Origin of the sequence: Salipiger bermudensis, from assembly GCF_019801965.1 — a bacterium.
Lineage (GTDB): Bacteria > Pseudomonadota > Alphaproteobacteria > Rhodobacterales > Rhodobacteraceae > Salipiger > Salipiger bermudensis_A.
On sequence record NZ_JAHVIA010000001.1, the window covers coordinates 181843 to 199423 of the forward strand.

The window sequence follows — 17581 nt, forward strand, 5'->3', positions numbered from 1 at the left end:
CGGCCCGGAGCCGTCTTACAGTTCGTGATCCGGCGTCTTGCCGGAGACGGCCTGGTAGGGGCGGGTGACGTCGCGCAGGCGAAGCTCGAGCGCTTCGACCTGCGCGCGCAGCGCACCGTCGCCGGCGAGGGTGAAGACCACGTGGCCCGCGCCCTCCTCGGTCGGCTCGAAGCTCACCGCCAGGATCGACAGCACCATCTCCGGATCGTCGCGCGAGACGCCCTGGCTCGAGACGCCGATGACGTTTTCGACCGCGAGCAGCGCACGCACCCGCTCGGGCGGTGAGACGTGCACGCCATCCTCGCGGCGCAGGCGGTTGACCAGCAGGGTCAGCCGCTGGTGCCGTTTCTGCCAGGCGACATCGCCCACGGTCAGCACCGCGTCCTGCAGCAGCGCCGAGAGCACCTGCAGGTCCTCGGGGTCCATGGCGCCGAGGTTCAGCGGCGCACCGGCGGCGTCTTCAAAGCGTGCGTCTGTCACTCGTTTCTCACCCGTTCAATCTTGGCGCCCACGCCCGAGAGCTTGCGCACCACGTGTTCATAGCCGCGGTCGAGATGGTAGACCCGGTTGACCACGGTTTCGCCCTCGGCGGCAAGCCCCGCGAGGATCAGCGAGACGCTGGCGCGCAGATCGGTGGCCATCACCGGCGCGCCCTTGAGCTTGTCGACCCCGGTGACCTTCGCGGTGCCGCCATGGACATCGATCTGCGCGCCCATGCGCATCAGCTCGGGCGCGTGCATGAAGCGATTCTCGAAGATCTTCTCCTCGAGCACCGAGGTGCCCTCGGCGGTGCAGAGCAGCGCCATCATCTGCGCCTGCAGGTCGGTCGGGAAACCGGGGAACGGCTCGGTGGTGACGTCGACCGCGCGCACCCGGCCATTCTTGCGGCTGACCTTGAGCCCGGTGGGGGTTTCCTCGACCGAGATCCCCGCGGCATCGAGCGTCTCGCAGAAGCTCTGGACCAGCTCGATGGTGCCGCCGAGGCACTCGACCTCGCCGCCGGCAATGGCAGGCGCCAGCATGTAGGTGCCAAGCTCGATGCGGTCGGTGACCACGCGGTGGGTGGCGCCGCCAAGGGTCTCGACGCCCTGCACCTCGATGGTGCTGGTGCCCTCGCCCGAGATCTGCGCGCCCATCTTCTGCAGGCAGCGCGCGAGATCGACGATCTCCGGCTCGCGCGCGGCGTTCTTGATCAGCGTGGTGCCCTTGGCCAGCGTCGCCGCCATCAGCGCATTCTCGGTCGCCCCGACCGAGACCAGCGGAAAATCGACGATCCCGCCCTTCAGGCCGCCCGCCGGCGCCTTGGCATGGACATAGCCCTCGCGCAGGTCGAGCTCCGCGCCCATCGCCTCGAGCGCGCGCAGGTGCAGGTCGACCGGGCGGGCGCCGATGGCGCAACCGCCGGGCAACGAGACCTCGGCATGGCCGTGCTTCGCGAGCAGCGGGCCCAGCACCAGAATCGAGGCACGCATCTTGCGCACGATGTCATACTCGGCGCGGGTCGAGGTCAGCGCGTGGCTCGACAGCGCCAGCACCTGGCCCTCGTTGAGCGCCTGCACCTCGGCGCCCAGCGACTGCAGCAGCGTCGTCATGGTGCGGATGTCGGAGAGGCGCGGCGCGTTGGTCAGCGTCAGCGGCTCGTCCGAGAGCAGCGTCGCCGGCATCAGCGTGAGACAGGCATTCTTCGCGCCCGCGATGGGGATCTGGCCGGACAGCGGCCCGTTCCCTGTGACGATGATCGAATCCATGTCCTACGTGTCCTTTTCACTGCTCTGGTCGCGCGCGGTGCTCTCCGCGCTGCGGGCCTTGGCCTGCTGTTTTCGCCGGGCGAGATTCGCCTTCAGCGCCGCTTTCAGCCGCGCATCACGCTCTTCTGCCTTGGTTTTAGTGCTGCCTGTCTTGCGCTCCATGACACTTCTTTAAAGCAGGGGCAAAAAAGCGTCCAGATTGCGCTTGCGCCCGTCTGAAATTGCCTTTAGAGACGCCGCCACGCCACCAAGGCGCACCGGCGCTGCTGTAGCTCAGAGGTAGAGCACTCCCTTGGTAAGGGAGAGGTCGAGAGTTCAATTCTCTCCAGCAGCACCACTCTTCCCAAACAATATCAAAGAGTTGGAAACCAGCGCCCGTGCTGCACCGTTTGCGCGTGTTTCTTAACAGAGCATAAACGAAACTGCCCGATCCTGCGCATCCAGTGGTTTGGACGCGAGTGGATGGAATGTCATTTTATGTCTGGCTCGATCGGGCCTTCCCTAGGAGTTTTCCAGTCAAGGTTTTCGCCGTCGCCTTCCTCGGCACGCACGTCCCGCTGATCGCCGTGGTGCTCTATGCACTGATCCAGACCGGCGGCATCGCGGCCCATCTCGACGTGCTTGCCCTGCTGCTCGCCGCGACCCTGACAGGCTGCGGCGGGACACTTGCCGGCCTCTGGGCCCTGCTCGCGCCGGTGCGCCGAATGAACGGCGCCATCGAATCGCTCGAACGCGGCGATTCGATCCCGCCCCTGCCCGATCGCCATCGCGACGAGGTCGGCGCGCTCATGCGACTCACCAACCTGATGGCCGACAGCATGCTGAGACGCCAGCAACAGGCGCAGACCGCGGCGCAGACAGACCCGCTGACCGGGCTGCCCAACCGGCGAGGATTCGATGCGCGCGTGCCCCGGCAGGCGCCCGGGGCCATCCTATTTCTGGACCTCGATCATTTCAAAAAGGTGAACGACACCTATGGTCATGCCATCGGCGACGATGTTCTGTGCCAGGCCGCGAAGGTGATCTCTGGCGAGCTGCGGCGCGACGATGTGGTGGCACGATTCGGCGGCGAGGAATTCGTGATCTGGCTCCCCGGTGCCACGCGAGACGCCGCGTGGAACGCGGGCGAACGCCTGCGCCTGGCCATCGCCGGCAGCGTCCGGGTGGCCGAGCAGCCCGTGACGGCCTCAATCGGACTGGCCCTCTGCGACGCCGAGGATCGGCGCGAGGCGGTCATTGCCCGCGCCGACGCTGCGCTCTACGCCGCCAAGAACGGCGGCCGAAATCGGGTCGTCGAACGCTGCGAGAAGGCGGACGGGGAGCCCTTCGCCTTCGCTCACGATCGGGTGTTGCGGGCAGTCTGACCGCCCTGCCCCGGCTCAAACCGTGCGCAGCAGGCGCAGCGCGTCGTAGATCGCCGCGTGGGTGTTGCGGGCAGAGACCGCGTCACCGATGCGGAAGAGCTGGTAGCCCCCCTCCGGATTGCGGCGGATCTCCTGCGGGCGCAGCGCGATCAGCGCCTCGTAATCCACCTCGCCGAGATTCAGCGAGCCAGGGCGGAGCTCGAAATAGAGATCGTCGAGCGGCCGCGTGCCGCGATTGACCACAACCTGATCGACCCGCCGCTCCGCCGTCGCGGTGCTGAAATCGCTGCCCAGCGTGGCGACAAGCTGATTGCCCTCGCGCCGCACGGCGTCGAGCCGCCGTGTCACGGTGAAGCGCACGTCGCGCCCCTGCAGCGCCCGCATCGCCGGGGTCAGCGACATCGACATGACCTCGCTCGAAATGTTGCGGTCGCGGGTGACGATCTCGACCGACGCGCCCGCCTCCGAGAGCAGCTCTGCCGCCTGCAGCGCGGCGAAATCGCCGGCATCATCCCAGATCAATGCGTTGCTGCCCGGCTGCGCATCGCCCGAGAGGATGTCCCAGGCCGACACCACCAGCCCATCGCCACTCTCGAGCCCCTCCGCGTGGGGCAGCCCGCCGGTGGCGATGATCGCCATGTCGGGGGCCTCCTCCAGCACCGTCTCGGCCTCGGCGAAGCTGTTGAACCGGAAGCGCACCCCCATGCGCTCGCACTCGGCGAAGCGCCAGTCGATCAACGACATCATCTCGGCCCGTCGTGGCGTGCGCGCGGTGAGACGCACCTGCCCGCCGGGATCGCTCGCCGCCTCGAACACCACCACCTCGTGGCCGCGCAGCGCCGCCACCCGCGCCGCCTCGAGCCCGGCCGGCCCTGCCCCCACGATCACCACCTTTCGGCGCGTCGCAGCGGGTGCGATCTCGTGCGGCATCTCGAGTTCGCGCCCGGTCGAGGGGTTGTGCAGGCAAAGCGCGCCGCCGCCCATGTAGATGCGGTCCAGGCAGTAATTGGCGCCGACGCAGGGCCGGATACGGTCTTCCTCGCCGCGCAGGATCTTGGCGACGATATGCGGATCGGCCATGTGGGCGCGGGTCATGCCGACCATGTCGAGCTTGCCGCTGGCGATGGCGTGACGCGCGGTGGCGACATCCTGGATCTTGGCGGCGTGGAAGGTGGGCAGCGCGGTCTCGGCGCGGATCTCGCCGGCGAAGTCGAGATGCGGCGCGCTGCGCATGCCCTGCACCGGGATGACATCGGTCAGCGCCGCGTCGGTGTCGATGCGGCCACGGATCACGTTGAGGAAATCAACAAGCCCGCTGGCCTTGAGCCTGCGGGTGATCTCGAAGCCCTCATCTTGCGTGATCCCTCCCTTGGCGCATTCATCCGCCGAGTAGCGGATGCCGACGATGAACTCCTCGCCGACGCGCTTGCGGATCGCCCCCAGCACCTCCATGGCAAAGCGCATCCGGTTCTCCAGCGTGCCGCCCCAGGGGGCGTCGAGCTCGTTGACCAGCGGGGTCCAGAACTGGTCCATCAGGTGGCCGTAGGATTCGATCTCGATGCCGTCGAGCCCCGCCGCCTGCATGCGCTCGGCGGCATCGGCGTAATCCGCGATCAGCCGGGCGATGTCCCAGTCCTCGACCTTTTTCGGAAAGGCCCGGTGCGCCACCTCGCGCTCGTGCCCGGCGGAGAGCGAGGGCAGCCAGTCCCCCTTGTCCCAGCGGGTGCGGCGGCCGAGGTGCGTGAGCTGGATCATCACCGCGCAGCCATGATCGTGGCACTCGTCGGTGAGCTCGCGCATCCAGCCGACGACCTCGTCCTTCCAGGCAAGGATGTTGTTGAAGGCCGGCGGGCTGTCGCGCGAGACGCTGGCGGAGCCCGCGGTCATGGTAAGGCCGATCCCGGCCCGCGCGCGCTCGGCATGGTAGGCGCGGTAGCGCGCCTTGGGCATGCCGTCCTCGGCATAGGCGGGCTCGTGCGAGGACAGCATCAGCCGGTTCTTCAGCGTGAGATGCTTGAGCTGGAAGGGTTGCAGCAGCGGATCGGAGGTTGGGGACATGGGCGCTCTCCCTGTTGGCTGGGACGAACGCTGCGCCAAAATGTTCACACCTGTCAAGTTTGAGTTCACCCCTGTCCATTTTTCATTGTGAGCCGCGTTGTCGGCGGCTAGGTTTGCGGCATGAGCAATGAAGCGATGGATGGCGAGAAACCCGCCGGCTGGCGCGGCTCGCGCGAGCTTTGGCTCGACGCGGCCAAGGAAGCGTTTGTCGAGGGCGGGCTCGAGGCGGTGAAGATCCAGCCTCTGGGCGCGCGGCTGAACCTTTCGCGCACCAGCTTCTACTGGTTCTTCAAGGACCGGAAGGCGCTGCTCGCGGCGCTGCTCGAGCATTGGGAGGCACGCAACACTGGCGCCATCCAGGCCAGCTGCGCGGCCTATTCCGAGACCCTGCCCGAGGCGGTGCTGTCGCTGATCGCGGTGTTCCTCGACCCGCGCGCCTTCGAGCCGCGCTTCGATTTCGCGGTGCGCGGCTGGGCGCATGCGGATGAGGCGGTCGCGGCCCGGGTGCATGCCGCCGACGAGGCACGGCTGACGGCGATCCGGCAGATGTTTGCCCGCTTCGGGCTCGCCGCGTCGGAGGCGGATGTGCGGGCGCGGACAGTCTACCTGACGCAGATGGGCTATGTCTCGATGCAGGTCCAGGAGACGCTGGACGTGCGGCTGGCGCGGATCGAGGACTACGTCGCGATCTTCTCAGGCCAGCGCGCCGCGCCGCGCGAGCTGGCGCGGTTCCGGGCGCGTTTTGAACTCGTTTCTGAAGCCTGACCAGAACACCCGCGCCAACCCGAAGACGCCCGACATAGATTCGAGCGATGGCCGGCGCGGAGTCAAAGCGATGCGACAGCGCGGAAACTAGGCGAAGCCTCCGCGCCGGCGCCGGCCCGCCCGGACGAGCTGGCAATTTGGTGGCGCCGAGCGCCGGCTGTCGAGGCCCTTCGGACGTGATCAGGATAAGACAAGGGCTTTAAAACCACGGATTGCCCCACAGCGGGCCAGCGATGGCGCAGCTCTCCCGATGTCGCCCCGACTTAGCCAGACGCAGCCTCAAGGCGTGAGACCCGGGTTCAGGGCCAGCCCCTGGATCCGCTACGTGATGTCGCCAGGGGCCCCTCTCAACTCCCGCTGCGGATCTGGCTAAGCGTGCGGTAGGGCGTCAGCGCCTCCTTGTCGACGATCAGCTCCAGCAGCGCGCCGGTGGGCGAGGCCAGCGCCCGCTCGAAGGCCTCGGCGAACCCTGCCGTCTCGGAGACCACCTCGCCATGCAGGCCGCACGATTGCGCCAGAACCGCGAAATCCGGGTTCACCAACTCGGTGCCCGAGACGCGGGTGGGGAATTCGCGCTCCTGATGCGCGCGTATGGTGCCGTAGGTGCCGTTGTTCACGACGATCACGATCACCGCGGCCCCCGCCTGACGGGCGGTGGCAAGCTCCTGCATCGTCATCTGGATGTCGCCATCACCGGCAAAGCAGATCACCGTGGCCTCGGGGCGCTCGATCTTGGCGGCGACCGCCGCCGGCAGACCGTAGCCCATCGCGCCAGACTGCGGCCCCAGAAGCCGCATTCCGGGGCGGAAGCGGAAGAAGCGCGTCGGCCAGGCGGTGAAATTGCCAGCACCGTTGGTGAGCACCAGATCCTGCCCCGCGAGCCGGTCGCGCAGATGCGCGCAGACCGCCACCATATCGACCGGGCCGGGCTGCGCCGGCGCGTTGTCGATGAAGCCAAGATAGGCCTCGCGCGCCTTGCGGCGCCAATCGGCCCAGCCGCCCTGCACCGTCTCGCCCAGCGCTAGCGCGAAGCGCTGCGGACAGGCGTGGATGCCCAGCGCCGGGCGGTAGACCTTGCCGATCTCGCGGTCCGAGGCCATCACATGGATGATCTTCTGCACCGGGTCCGGCACCTCGAGGAGCGTGTACCCGTCGGTCATGTTCTCGCCGAAACGCGTGCCCAGCGCGAGGATCACGTCCGCCTGTCCGAGCAGCGCCTTGGTCGCCGCGCTCATGCCCACGCCCGCGTCGCCGCAGAAGCAGTCGGAGCCGTTGTCGAACTGGTCCTGGTAGCGGAACGAACTGATCACTGGGATGTCCGAGCCCTCGGCAAAGCGCTTCAGCGCATCCTGCGCGTCGCGATCCCACGGCGCGCCGCCGACGATGATCAGCGGCCGCTCGGCGCGCACCAACATCCCCATCGCCTCGGCCACCGCCGCCGGCGCCGGCTCCGGCGGGAAGACGGGAACCGGCCCCGAGACCGGCGCCGCCTCCGTCTCGGCCATCAGCATATCCTCGGGCAGCGCGATGACCACCGGGCCGGGGCGGCCGGTGGTCGCCGTGGTCCAGGCGCGCGACAGGATCTCGGGGATGCGCGCGACATCGTCGATCTCGGTCACCCACTTGGCCATGGTGCCGAAGACGGCGCGGTAATTGACTTCCTGGAAGGCCTCGCGCTCGCGCATCTCGGTGCCGATCTGGCCCACCAGCAGGATCATCGGCGCGCTGTCCTGCATCGCGGTGTGCACCCCGATCGAGGCGTTGGTCGCGCCGGGGCCGCGGGTCACCATGCAGATGCCGGGCTGGCCGGTCAGCTTGCCATGCGCCGCCGCCATGAAGGCCGCCCCGCCCTCCTGCCGGCAATTGACGAAATCGAGCTGGCCGCCGGTGTCGTGCATCGCATCGAGCACCGCGAGGTAGCTCTCGCCCGGCACCCCGAAAGCGCGGCGCGCCCCGAGGGCCACGAGGCATTCCACCACCAGCTGTCCACCATTGCGCGCCATCGACATTCTCCCTTTGCTTTGTCGCCTCACTTGTAGGGGATGCCCCGGCGGCTGCAAGCGGGCTGCGAAAACCGACACGCCAGAACGCTTTGTTAAGACACCGACCGTATGTCTCATGCCAGACCCCGGGCGGCGCGGCCGCGGCGCGGGTCCCCCGACCCGAGGCTGGCAGAGGCACCGAGCAGACGATGTCCGACCCACATCTCCACGTCCTGGAACCCGTGCGGAACCGCAATGGCGAAGACGCTCTGGTGCCCTTCCTTCTTGGCGCCCGGCATGCGCCGGTCACGATCTCGGCGCGCGATGTCGCCCGGCTCGATGCGCACCGCCTGCAGATCCTGCTGGTGGCCCGCAAGCAATGGCAGCGCGAGCAGCTGCCGTTCCGCGTCACCGAGGTGAATGACAGTTTTCGCGCCGGCCTCGAACGGCTCGGCCTCGCCCCCGATCATTTCGACAAGGACCAGACCTCATGAGCACCAAAGTCCTCGCGATCGACGATTCCCGCACCATCCGAAACCTGTTGCGTGTCTCGCTCGAGGGCGCGGGTTTCGAATACCACTCGGCCTGCGACGGGGTCGAAGGGGTGGAGCAGTTCTCCGAGGTCGAGCCCGACGTGGTGATCACCGATATCAACATGCCCAACATGGACGGGTTCGGCGTCATCGAGAACCTGCGCAGCGGCCCCAACCGCACCACCGTGCCGATCATCGTGCTGACCACCGAAAGCGGGCCGGATCTCAAGGCTCGCGCACGCGAGGCCGGGGCCACGGGCTGGATCGTGAAGCCGTTCGACGATGCGTCGCTGGTCTCGGTCCTGCGCCGGCTCACCGGGCACGTGGTGTAAGCCATGTCCAACAGCTCGATCCGCGATACGTTCTTCGAGGAATGCGAGGAGCTTCTCGAGGCCCTCGTCGAGGGGCTCGCCGCAATGGAGGAGAACGCCTCCGACATGGAGGTGGTCAACGCGGTGTTCCGCGCCGTGCACTCAATCAAGGGTGGCGCCGGGGCCTTCGCGCTCGACCGCCTGGTGAACTTCGCCCACACCTTCGAGACGGTGATGGACAAGGTCCGCTCCAAGCAGCTCGATGTCGATGAGCAGCTCATGATGCTGTTCCATCGCTCCGGCGACCAGCTCGCCGATCTGGTCGAGGCGGCGCGCGACGGGCGAGAGCCCAATGCCGAATCCGAGGCCGCCATATTGAAGGAGCTCGGCGCCTATCTCGACGATGCCGAAAACGAGGAAGAGCTGGCCTTCGATGCCGCGCCCCTCGCCTTCGATGCGGCGCCGATGGCAATCGATCTGCCGGAGGCCGAGGCCGAGCCGCCCGGCGAGCCCGAGCAGCGACGCTTCGACATTCGCTTCCGCCCCAGCCCGGCGCTCTATGCCAACGGCCACGAGCCGCTGCTGCTGTTCGACGCGCTGGCCGAGCTCGGCACGCTTTCGGTCATCGCCGATCTCTCGCGGCTGCCCGAGTTCGACTCGTTCGATCCGGAGGATGCCGTCATCGACTGGCGGCTCACGCTGCAGACCTCCGAAGATGAAACGGTGCTGCACGAGGTGTTCGAGTTCGTCGATGCCTTGTGCGAGCTCGAGATCGAGGTCTCCGAAGAGCCTGCCGAGAGCCTGCCGGCAGATCTACCCGAGCCCGCCGACCCGATCGCTGCCGCACCTCCGCCCCCGGATCCCGCCGTGCCCGCGGCCCTGACGACCGAGCCACAGGGGCCCGCCCAGAAACCCGCCAAGCAGAGCCCGCCGCGCGACGAGCCGCGCGGCCCGCGCCCGACCCTGCGGGTCGATCTCGACCGGGTGGATCGGCTGATCAACACGGTCGGCGAGCTGATCATCAACCAGGCGATGATTTCGCAGCGCATCGAAGAGCTCGAGCTGCCGGCGGTCGCGCATCTCACCAACGAGCTCGAGGCCTACAAACTGCTCGCCCGTGATATCCAGGAAGGGGTCATGGCGATCCGCGCCCAGCCGGTGAAACCGCTCTTCCAGCGCATGTCGCGCATCGTGCGCGAGGCCGCGGAGGCGACGGGCAAGAAGGTCAAGCTGGTGACCGTCGGCGACTCGACCGAGGTCGACAAGACGGTTATCGAGCGTCTGGCCGATCCGCTCACCCACATGGTGCGCAACGCGGTTGATCACGGGCTCGAACGCCCGGACAAGCGCAGCGAGCTTGGCAAGGATCCCGCCGGGTCCATTCGGCTATCGGCCTCTCACCGCTCAGGAAGCGTCTTCATCGAAATCGCCGATGACGGCGCCGGGCTCAACCGGACCCGCATCCTCGAGAAGGCGATCGAGAAGGGGCTGGTCTCGCCGGAGGCCGAGCTCTCCGAGCAGGAGATCGACAATCTCTTGTTCCTGCCCGGGTTTTCAACCGCATCCGAGGTCTCCAACCTTTCGGGCCGCGGTGTCGGAATGGACGTGGTCAAGAATGCGGTCGCGGCGCTCGGGGGCCGCGTCTCAATTGCCTCGACCCCCGGCATGGGCACGACCTTCACCATCGTCCTGCCGCTCACGCTGGCTGTTATGGACGGGTTCGTGATCTCGATCGCCGACCAGACCATGGTGATCCCGATCGCCTCGATCATCGAGACCATCCGCCCGAACCCGCGCGACCTGCACTGCATCGGCACCGACGGCGAAGTGATCTCGGTGCGCGGCGCCTATGTGCCCATCGTGGATGTCGCCCGCAACCTCGGCCTCTCCGGAGAAGGGGCCGACAGCAGCGGCGTGCTGCTTCTCGTCAGCACCGAAGGCCAGGGGCTCACGGCGCTCCGCGTGGGTGCCATCCACGATCAGCGCCAGGTGGTGATCAAGAGCCTCGAGAGCAATTACGGCGCGATTGCCGGCGTCTCTGCGGCCACGATCCTCGGCGACGGCAAGATCGCCCTGATCCTCGACCCGGACGAACTCGTGAAACTCACCCCAGCGGCGCTCTTCCTGCCGCCCGCCCCACCACCCAAACCGGAGCTGCGCCATGCTTGACGTCACCGAAGCCCCAACCGAGGCCCAGTTCGAATTCATCACCTTCTCCGCCGGAGACCAGAGCTTTTGCCTCGAGATCACCCAGATCCGTGAGATCCGCCGCTGGACCCCGGTCACCAAGCTGCCCCACACTCCGGACGATGTTCTCGGCGTGATGAACCTGCGCGGGGCGGTCATCCCGATCTTCGATCTTTCCGCCCGCTTCGGCCTCGGCGAGACCGTCGACAATGAGCGCAACGTGGTGATCGTCGCCGCCGGCGGTGGCACCACCATCGGCCTGCTGGTGGAATCCGTCTCGGAAATCCTGTCGGTGGCAAAATCCGCGATTCAGGAAACCCCCGACATCAAGTCGGAAGCGGCCCGGCAAGCCATCCTCGGGGTCATCTCCGTTGGCGAAAACATGGTGCGCGTGGTCAATCTCGATGCCGTTCTCGACACCGAGGGGAGCTCGGTATGATCTCTGCGGCGACGGTCGGGGGATCTGGGGATTTCCGTTTCACCGACGAGGATTTCAAAGCACTTGCCCAGCTGGCCCATGCCGAGTTTGGCCTCGCTCTTGCCGAGAGCAAGAAGCCACTGGTCTATTCGCGCATCGCCCGGCGGCTGCGCGCCCGCAAAATCGACGATTTCTCGAGCTACATGGCCTTGCTGAAGACCACAGGCGAAGCGGAAGAGCGGCTTGAGCTGATCTCGGCGCTGACCACGAATGTCACCAGCTTCTTCCGCGAGAAGCACCATTTCGAGACATTGCGTAAGGAACTGATCCCGCAACTTGCCCGGCAGCCGCGCATTCGGATCTGGTCTGCCGGATGCTCTTCCGGACAGGAGCCGTTTTCCATCGCGATGACCTTGATCAGCAGCTTGCCCGAACCGGCGCTGCGCAATGCCCGAATTCTCGCAACCGACATCGATCCCGCGATGATCCGGCGCGCCAACGAGGCGCGCTACCCCAACGAGGACCTGACCACCATTCCGATCGACCTGCAGAAGTCCGGCACACGGCCGTCCAGCGACGAACACGCCTGTTTCGAACTGAGCGATCCGGTGCGCCGCCTCGTCACCTTCGGCGAGCTCAACCTGATCGAAGCCTGGCCCTTCCAAGGTCCGTTCGACGCCATCTTCTGCCGCAACGTCGCGATCTACTTCGATCACGAAACCCAACGCCGGCTCTGGGCCCGGTTCACCAGCCTTCTGCGCGACGGTGGTTTCCTGTTCATCGGCCATTCCGAACGGGTCTCCGGCCCAGCTCTCGATGATCTGCAGACCGCCGGCGTCACCACCTATCGCAAAACCGCCGCGCGCAAGCCCGCTGTGGCTCCATAGGAGACAAGAATGAGCCTGAAGGACTCCCTGCGCATCATGGTGGTCGATGACATGGCCACCAGCCGTGGCCTGATCACCCAGGCGCTCGATGAGATCGGCATCAAGAACTACCTGACCGAGAATGACGGTCAGCAGGCCCTTGCCCGTCTCTCGGCCAACCCCGTGCACCTCGTTCTGTCGGACTACAACATGCCCAACATGGATGGGCTCGGCCTGCTCCAAGCGGTGCGCCAGAATAAGGCGACGCAACGCATGGGCTTCATCCTCGTGACAGGCAAACCGACCCCGGACATGGTCGCGACCGCCAAGAAATGGGGCCTGAACAATATGATCAAGAAGCCATTCACCTCGATCGCAATGAAGCAATGCATCGAGAGCGTGGTGGGAAAACTGTGAGATGAGTGTCGATGAAGTCCGCCTGTCCCCGAGCGAGGCGATGCGCATGCTTTCTGAAGAGATCCGGCATCTGCATCACCGGCTGGCGCGTCTCGAACATGGCATCGAGCATGTCTATGCCTGTAACGGCGAACCGCTTGGCTCGGTCGCCGTGACGGCACTTCAGGAGCTCGACATGCTGGCGCAATCCACCGACGCGCTCGCCGCCTATTCAGAGAAGCTCTCGCGCCGGCTCGAGGACCGCACTGAAATCGACCTGACCCGCGAGGTCTCCGCGATCCCTCTGCGGGCCCTCGGGCAACGGCTGAGCGGCATCACACATGACGATCTGACCGCGAACGCGCCCGAGCTCTTCTGACGGCGCGATCCCGCGCCCATCACATATAGGCCAGCAGCGCGGTCCCGCGCTGAAAGAGGGCGCCCAGCCCTCCCGACCGCAAACAAACCCGACGCGGGGTTCCGTTTTCGAAAGGGGATCCGATGAATCCGATCTCGCTGATCATCGCCATAGCCGACCGGACCCGCCGGCGTCGGGTCTCGCAAAGCATTGACGGATCACCGCTGGTCGAGATCGTCGCCGAGACGCCCGACCTCATGACCACCTTCGCCGAGGTCGAAGAGCGCCAGCCGATGGCCGTCATCATTGATGGCAGTCTTGCGCGGGCCGAAGAGTTCGAGGTGATGCGCGCGCTGTTCGCGGCGCTGGATGTCCGCTGGATCGTCATTTCAGACGAACCCGATAGCGGCAATCGGGTCGCATCCGCGCCCTGGGGGCGCAGCTCAGACCTGTTCGCGGTGCCGGCTGACATCTCCGCCGAGCCGCTGATCGAGCGGCTGCGCAGCCTGACCCGCACCGCCCGCCGCGCCGGCCCCGCCGCCCTGCCGAGGACGCCCGCGCCAGCAAGGCCGGAGGAGGGGTTGAGCCGCCCCCGCAGCAACCGCTTCATCCTGATCGGCGCCTCCACCGGCGGGGTCGACGCCTTGCTCACCGTCTTGTCAAATTTTCCGGCGGATTGCCCGCCGACCTTCATCGTCCAGCATACCGGCGGCGGCTTCGGCGAAAGCCTGACCCGCCTGCTCGACCGGCAGTGCCGCGCTCAGGTCCGCCCGGCGCGCGACGGCGATCAAGTCACGCACGGCGAGATCGTCCTCGCCGCCGGCAGCCGGGCCCATATGCGCCTGGCCGGCGGCAAACCGATGCGCATCACCCTGCAGGCCGGCGGCCCCATTTCCGGACATATGCCCTCGGTTGACGCGATGTTTCAGTCCGCGGTCCCAGGAGCCAAGCGCGCCGTCGCCGCGCTTCTGACCGGCATGGGCCGCGACGGGGCGGCAGGGCTGAAGGCGCTGCGCGAGGCCGGCGCCACGACCTTCGCGCAGGATGAAGCGACAAGCACGGTCTATGGCATGCCGCGCGCGGCGATGGAGATCGGTGCCGCCCAGCGCGCCCTGCCCCTGCCCCGCATCGGGCCGGAGATCCTCGAGGCCTGCCAGACCGATGCCGCAGAGATCAACCAAAGGACGGCGATGCGATGACCCCGGGTGAGAAATTGGTGAATGTTGTCCAAGGGGAGTATCACATCTCCTCCGAACCGGATTGCGTCATGTCCACCGTGCTGGGCAGCTGCGCGGCGGTCTGCCTGACGGACCCCTCGCAGGGCATCGGCGGCATGAACCACTTCCTGCTCCCGCATCGGGCCGGCCGCGCCGAAGATGTGCGCTACGGAGCCTACTCGATGGAGTTGCTGATCAACGGCATGCTCAAGCGCGGCGCGCGCAAGAACCGCATGGTCGCCAAGCTCTTCGGTGGTGCCAAGATGTTGAGCCACCTGCGGGACATCGGCGATTCCAACGTCGCCTTCGCACGCGAGTTCCTGCAGAACGAGGGCATCCCCATCGCCTCGGAAAGCACCGGCGGAAACGCCGCGCGGCGCATTCGCTTCTGGCCTGCAGATGGCCGGGTGAAGCAATTTGTCGTCCCCGGCGCGGTGGAACGTGTCGCCCCGCCAGCGCCTCCGCCGGCGCCTTCGGTCGGAGAAATCACGCTATTCTGAGACGCGACCAACCTCCAAGCCCCCAACCAGACAGAGAGGAGGCATCGTGTTGCCCTTCGAGAGCCGCAGACACGGCAGATGGCCAGCGCAGGCCGCAGCGCCGCCCGCCAAAGCAGCTTGGAGACAAGAACCCAGCGGGCCGACAGCCTTCACGCAGCGTTTTGGTCCTGGCGCGCTGCGCGGACCGACACGACATGGCGTGCGCAGGCAGACCTGCGACAGCGCGCACGCCCATGACGATGCGTGCTGAGACGAATGCGTCCGGCGCCGGGCGATGGCGCCCTCGCGCCTCAGATCGGATCGATTTCCTGGAACGCGTTGCGCAGCGCCTCGGACCAGGCGGCGCTCATGCGGGCGAAGCCCTCGTCATCGGCCTCGATCCGGCGGGTGCGGCCGATCTCGAAAGCGTCGGCCTCGATCACCGTGAAATCCAGCGGCATGCCGACGCTGAGATTCGAGCGCAGGGTCGAATCCATCGACAGCAGCACGGCCTTCTCGGCATCGGCGAGCGACGTTCCCGGCTCGATGACCCGGTCGAGGATCGGCTTGCCGTATTTGTGCTCGCCGATCTGCAGGAACGGCGTGTCGGCGGTGGCCTCGATGAAATTGCCCTCGGGATAGATCAGGAACATGCGCATCGGGCCGCCCTTGCGCTGCCCGGCGACGATCATCGAGGCGGTGGCGTTCTGGCTCATCCGCTCCATCTTGGCGGAGACTTCCGAGGTCACGTCAGACAGGGTCGCGCCGACGATCTCGGCCACCTGCAGCATGGTCGGCGCGCGCAGGATCGAGCGTTCGTTGTCGGGCTCTTCGATGGCATCAGTGAGCCGCGCCATGGTGGTCTGGGTGATCGACAGGGAACCGGCGGTCATGATGCCGATGGCGCGCTCGCCCGGCTGCTCGAACAGGAACATCTTGCGATAGGTCGCGATGTTGTCGAGACCGGCATTGGTGCGGGTGTCCGACAGCAGGACAATGCCCGCGTCGAGAAGCAATCCCACGCAATAGGTCATGGCCGAATCCTCTTGGGGCACCGTGCCCCGACTGGCGTCTTACTGCCGTTGCCCGGTTCGGGCAATGGCCGCGCGCCGGCGTGGTTACTGCTGTTGCTGCTGCCCGGTGGCGACCACCACCTCGACCTCGAGATGCTCTTCCGGCGTGCTGCCCTGCACCACGCCACGGATCGGTGCCGCGTCCTGCGCGTCATATCCCGACCCAAGGCGGATATAGCGCTCGTCCGGGCAGCAACGATTGGCTGCATCGAAGCCGACCCAGCCGAGTTCCGGCACGAAGAGCTCGGCCCAGGCGTGGCTGGCCTCGTGCTGCTGGCCGTCTTCATCCGCCTGCAGGTAGCCGGTGACGTAACGCGCCGGGATGCCGGCCGCATGGGCCACGGCGATCAGCGCGTGGGCGTGATCCTGGCACACGCCCTTGCCGCCCGAAAGCGCCTCGGCGGCGGTGGTGTGGGCCTTGGTCTCGCCCGGCGCGTATTCGATCGCCTCCGTCACCGCCTTGGCGAGCGCGTGGGCGCGGTCGAGATCGCTGGCGCCGGTCATGCCCCCGAGCGCCGAGGCAGAGAGATCCTTGAGATCCTGATCCGGGCGCACCTGCCGGGTCGAGCGCAGGTAGAGCGAGGCCGGCCCCTTCTCACGGTGGTCGCGGAGCACCCCGAAGAGATCGACGGTCTCGACCTCGCCGATGACCTCGACGGTCAGCGTCTCGAGCGGGCCGCGCCAGCTCGCCAGCGCGGTGCGGTCGCCCGCCCCGTCGGTGAACTCGGCGCCGCGCATGGCACCTTCGGTCTTCACCTCCCAGGACAGAACCTTCTGCGAGGCGCAATCCGCCGGCCACAGCCGCAGCGATTGCACCACGCCGCGCACCGGATGGTCGAACTTGTAGCGGGTGGTATGTCTGACACTCAGTTTCATGCCGGTATCCCGTGAAGATAGACGTCCTGAACCGTGGTCGCGAGCCCGGCGTTGCGGGCCATGAAGCGCCCGAGGAACTCGTGCAGGCCCTCGTCGAAGATGTCGTCGACGGTGATGTTGTGCAGATCGTCGAGCAGCTGGTGCGCGGCGTCCTGCGCCCGCGAGCCGGTCTGGTAATTCGCCGCGATGTTGTCGAGGTGATCGCAGGTCCACTGCACGCAGGACAGCAGCGAACGCGGGAACTTGCGGTTGAGGATCAGCAGGTGGGCGATCTTCTGCGCGGTGATCTCGCCGGTATAGGTCCAGTTGAAGGCGCGCTGCGCGGTCATCGATTGCAGGAGCAGCGCCCATTGGCTCTGGTCGAGCCCGGAGCCCACGTAGGACAGCGACGGCAGCAGCACGTAGTACTTCACGTCGATCAGACGCGCGGTGTTGTCGGCGCGCTCGATGGCGGTGCCGATGCCCATGAAGTCATAGCCGTCATTGCGCAGCTGCGTGGCCTGCAGGCAGCCCCGGACGAGATAGCAGGTGCGCATCGTCCAGTCTGTCAGCTCGCTGGTCATCAGCTTGCTGCGCTCGACGCGCTGCAGCTGCTTGAGCTCCTGGTAGGCGCCGTTGAGCGCGTCCCAGACCGGCGAGGTCAGCGCCGTGCGCACCACCCGGCCGTTCTCGCGCGCGGCGTTGATGCAGGACAGCACCGAGGACGGGTTGTCGGCATCGAAGAACAGGTAGGTCTCGATGTTGCGCTGGTTGGGCTCGCCATATTTGTCGAGGAAGGGCTCGAGCGCGCCCTTAGCCTGAAGCACGGCCTCCCAGTCGTTGCGATAGCCGCCCGAGGGATCGGGCAGCAGCGCGTTGCGGGCCCCCACCTCAAGCAGGCGGCCGGTGGTTTCGGCCCGCTCGAGATAACGGGCCATCCAGTAGAGGTGATCTGCGGTACGGCTCAGCAT

The 17581-nt window shown here is 66.9% G+C and carries 19 protein-coding genes and 1 tRNA gene; 12 read left to right on the forward strand and 8 right to left on the reverse strand.

Annotated elements, in window-relative coordinates:
* Positions 1-15 precede the first annotated feature (15 nt).
* From KUV62_RS00885 to KUV62_RS00895, 3 genes are read right to left on the reverse strand one after another with little or no spacing between them, the layout of a single operon-like run.
* Entirely contained in the window at positions 16-480 is a 465-nt protein-coding gene (locus tag KUV62_RS00885; RefSeq protein WP_222601805.1) for a DUF2948 family protein, read from the reverse strand.
* A complete protein-coding gene (murA, locus tag KUV62_RS00890; RefSeq protein WP_222601806.1) occupies positions 477-1748 on the reverse strand; it encodes a UDP-N-acetylglucosamine 1-carboxyvinyltransferase in 1272 nt (423 codons plus the stop codon). The genes KUV62_RS00885 and murA overlap by 4 nt, the downstream gene beginning before the upstream one ends.
* Positions 1749-1751: 3 nt before the next feature.
* Positions 1752-1910, reverse strand: coding sequence for a hypothetical protein (locus KUV62_RS00895; RefSeq protein WP_222601807.1), 159 nt, complete (start codon positions 1908-1910; stop codon positions 1752-1754).
* Between the two features lie 100 nt (positions 1911-2010).
* Here KUV62_RS00895 and KUV62_RS00900 point away from each other — a divergent pair.
* A tRNA-Thr gene (locus tag KUV62_RS00900) sits at positions 2011-2085 on the forward strand.
* Between the two features lie 130 nt (positions 2086-2215).
* The gene (locus tag KUV62_RS00905) at positions 2216-3112 is read left to right on the forward strand and encodes a diguanylate cyclase (protein WP_222601808.1); all 897 of its coding nucleotides are present in this window, start codon (positions 2216-2218) and stop codon (positions 3110-3112) included.
* A 15-nt stretch (positions 3113-3127) separates the two neighbouring features.
* On the opposite strand, the gene KUV62_RS00910 is transcribed toward KUV62_RS00905, so the two are convergent.
* Positions 3128-5170: an NADH:flavin oxidoreductase gene (locus tag KUV62_RS00910; RefSeq protein WP_222601809.1), complete on the reverse strand. Its 2043-nt coding sequence runs from the start codon at positions 5168-5170 to the stop codon at positions 3128-3130.
* A 120-nt stretch (positions 5171-5290) separates the two neighbouring features.
* Between KUV62_RS00910 and KUV62_RS00915 the strand changes: the two genes are divergently transcribed.
* Entirely contained in the window at positions 5291-5935 is a 645-nt protein-coding gene (locus KUV62_RS00915; RefSeq protein WP_261395145.1) for a TetR/AcrR family transcriptional regulator, read from the forward strand.
* A gap of 347 nt (positions 5936-6282) precedes the next feature.
* Here the strand turns inward: KUV62_RS00915 and KUV62_RS00920 are convergent, their stop codons facing one another.
* A complete protein-coding gene (locus tag KUV62_RS00920; RefSeq protein ID WP_222601810.1) occupies positions 6283-7938 on the reverse strand; it encodes a thiamine pyrophosphate-dependent enzyme in 1656 nt (551 codons plus the stop codon).
* A gap of 251 nt (positions 7939-8189) precedes the next feature.
* On the opposite strand from KUV62_RS00920, the gene KUV62_RS00925 reads away from it, so the two are divergent.
* From KUV62_RS00925 to KUV62_RS00965, 9 genes are all read left to right on the forward strand, one after another.
* Positions 8190-8411, forward strand: coding sequence for an STAS domain-containing protein (locus KUV62_RS00925; RefSeq protein ID WP_315901554.1), 222 nt, complete (start codon positions 8190-8192; stop codon positions 8409-8411).
* Positions 8408-8782: a response regulator gene (locus KUV62_RS00930; protein ID WP_222601812.1), complete on the forward strand. Its 375-nt coding sequence runs from the start codon at positions 8408-8410 to the stop codon at positions 8780-8782. Before KUV62_RS00925 ends, KUV62_RS00930 begins: the two co-directional genes overlap by 4 nt.
* 3 nt (positions 8783-8785) lie before the next feature.
* On the forward strand, positions 8786-10930 hold the full coding sequence (locus KUV62_RS00935) for a chemotaxis protein CheA (protein WP_222601813.1): 2145 nt from the start codon (positions 8786-8788) through the stop codon (positions 10928-10930).
* A complete protein-coding gene (locus tag KUV62_RS00940) occupies positions 10923-11387 on the forward strand; it encodes a chemotaxis protein CheW (RefSeq protein WP_222601814.1) in 465 nt (154 codons plus the stop codon). The genes KUV62_RS00935 and KUV62_RS00940 overlap by 8 nt, the downstream gene beginning before the upstream one ends.
* Positions 11384-12253, forward strand: a complete 870-nt coding sequence (locus KUV62_RS00945) for a CheR family methyltransferase (RefSeq protein WP_222601815.1) — start codon at positions 11384-11386, stop codon at positions 12251-12253. Before KUV62_RS00940 ends, KUV62_RS00945 begins: the two co-directional genes overlap by 4 nt.
* A gap of 9 nt (positions 12254-12262) precedes the next feature.
* Positions 12263-12649: a response regulator gene (locus KUV62_RS00950; protein WP_222601816.1), complete on the forward strand. Its 387-nt coding sequence runs from the start codon at positions 12263-12265 to the stop codon at positions 12647-12649.
* A 1-nt stretch (position 12650) separates the two neighbouring features.
* Positions 12651-13007: a chemotaxis protein gene (locus KUV62_RS00955; RefSeq protein WP_222601817.1), complete on the forward strand. Its 357-nt coding sequence runs from the start codon at positions 12651-12653 to the stop codon at positions 13005-13007.
* A 122-nt stretch (positions 13008-13129) separates the two neighbouring features.
* Positions 13130-14185: a CheB methylesterase domain-containing protein gene (locus tag KUV62_RS00960; RefSeq protein ID WP_222601818.1), complete on the forward strand. Its 1056-nt coding sequence runs from the start codon at positions 13130-13132 to the stop codon at positions 14183-14185.
* Complete coding sequence (locus KUV62_RS00965; RefSeq protein ID WP_222601819.1) at positions 14182-14703, forward strand: chemotaxis protein CheD; 522 nt, start codon at positions 14182-14184, stop codon at positions 14701-14703. Before KUV62_RS00960 ends, KUV62_RS00965 begins: the two co-directional genes overlap by 4 nt.
* Positions 14704-14993: 290 nt before the next feature.
* Here KUV62_RS00965 and KUV62_RS00970 read toward each other — a convergent pair whose 3' ends face one another.
* The 3 genes from KUV62_RS00970 to KUV62_RS00980 all read right to left on the reverse strand — a co-directional run bounded on the left by KUV62_RS00970 (position 14994) and on the right by KUV62_RS00980 (position 17581).
* Positions 14994-15716 (reverse strand): proteasome-type protease, encoded by a 723-nt coding sequence (locus KUV62_RS00970; protein WP_222601820.1) that lies wholly within the window; start codon positions 15714-15716, stop codon positions 14994-14996.
* Positions 15717-15800: 84 nt separating this feature from the next.
* Entirely contained in the window at positions 15801-16631 is an 831-nt protein-coding gene (locus KUV62_RS00975; RefSeq protein ID WP_222601821.1) for a transglutaminase domain-containing protein, read from the reverse strand.
* Positions 16628-17581, reverse strand: coding sequence for an alpha-E domain-containing protein (locus KUV62_RS00980; RefSeq protein WP_222601822.1), 954 nt, complete (start codon positions 17579-17581; stop codon positions 16628-16630). Before KUV62_RS00980 ends, KUV62_RS00975 begins: the two co-directional genes overlap by 4 nt.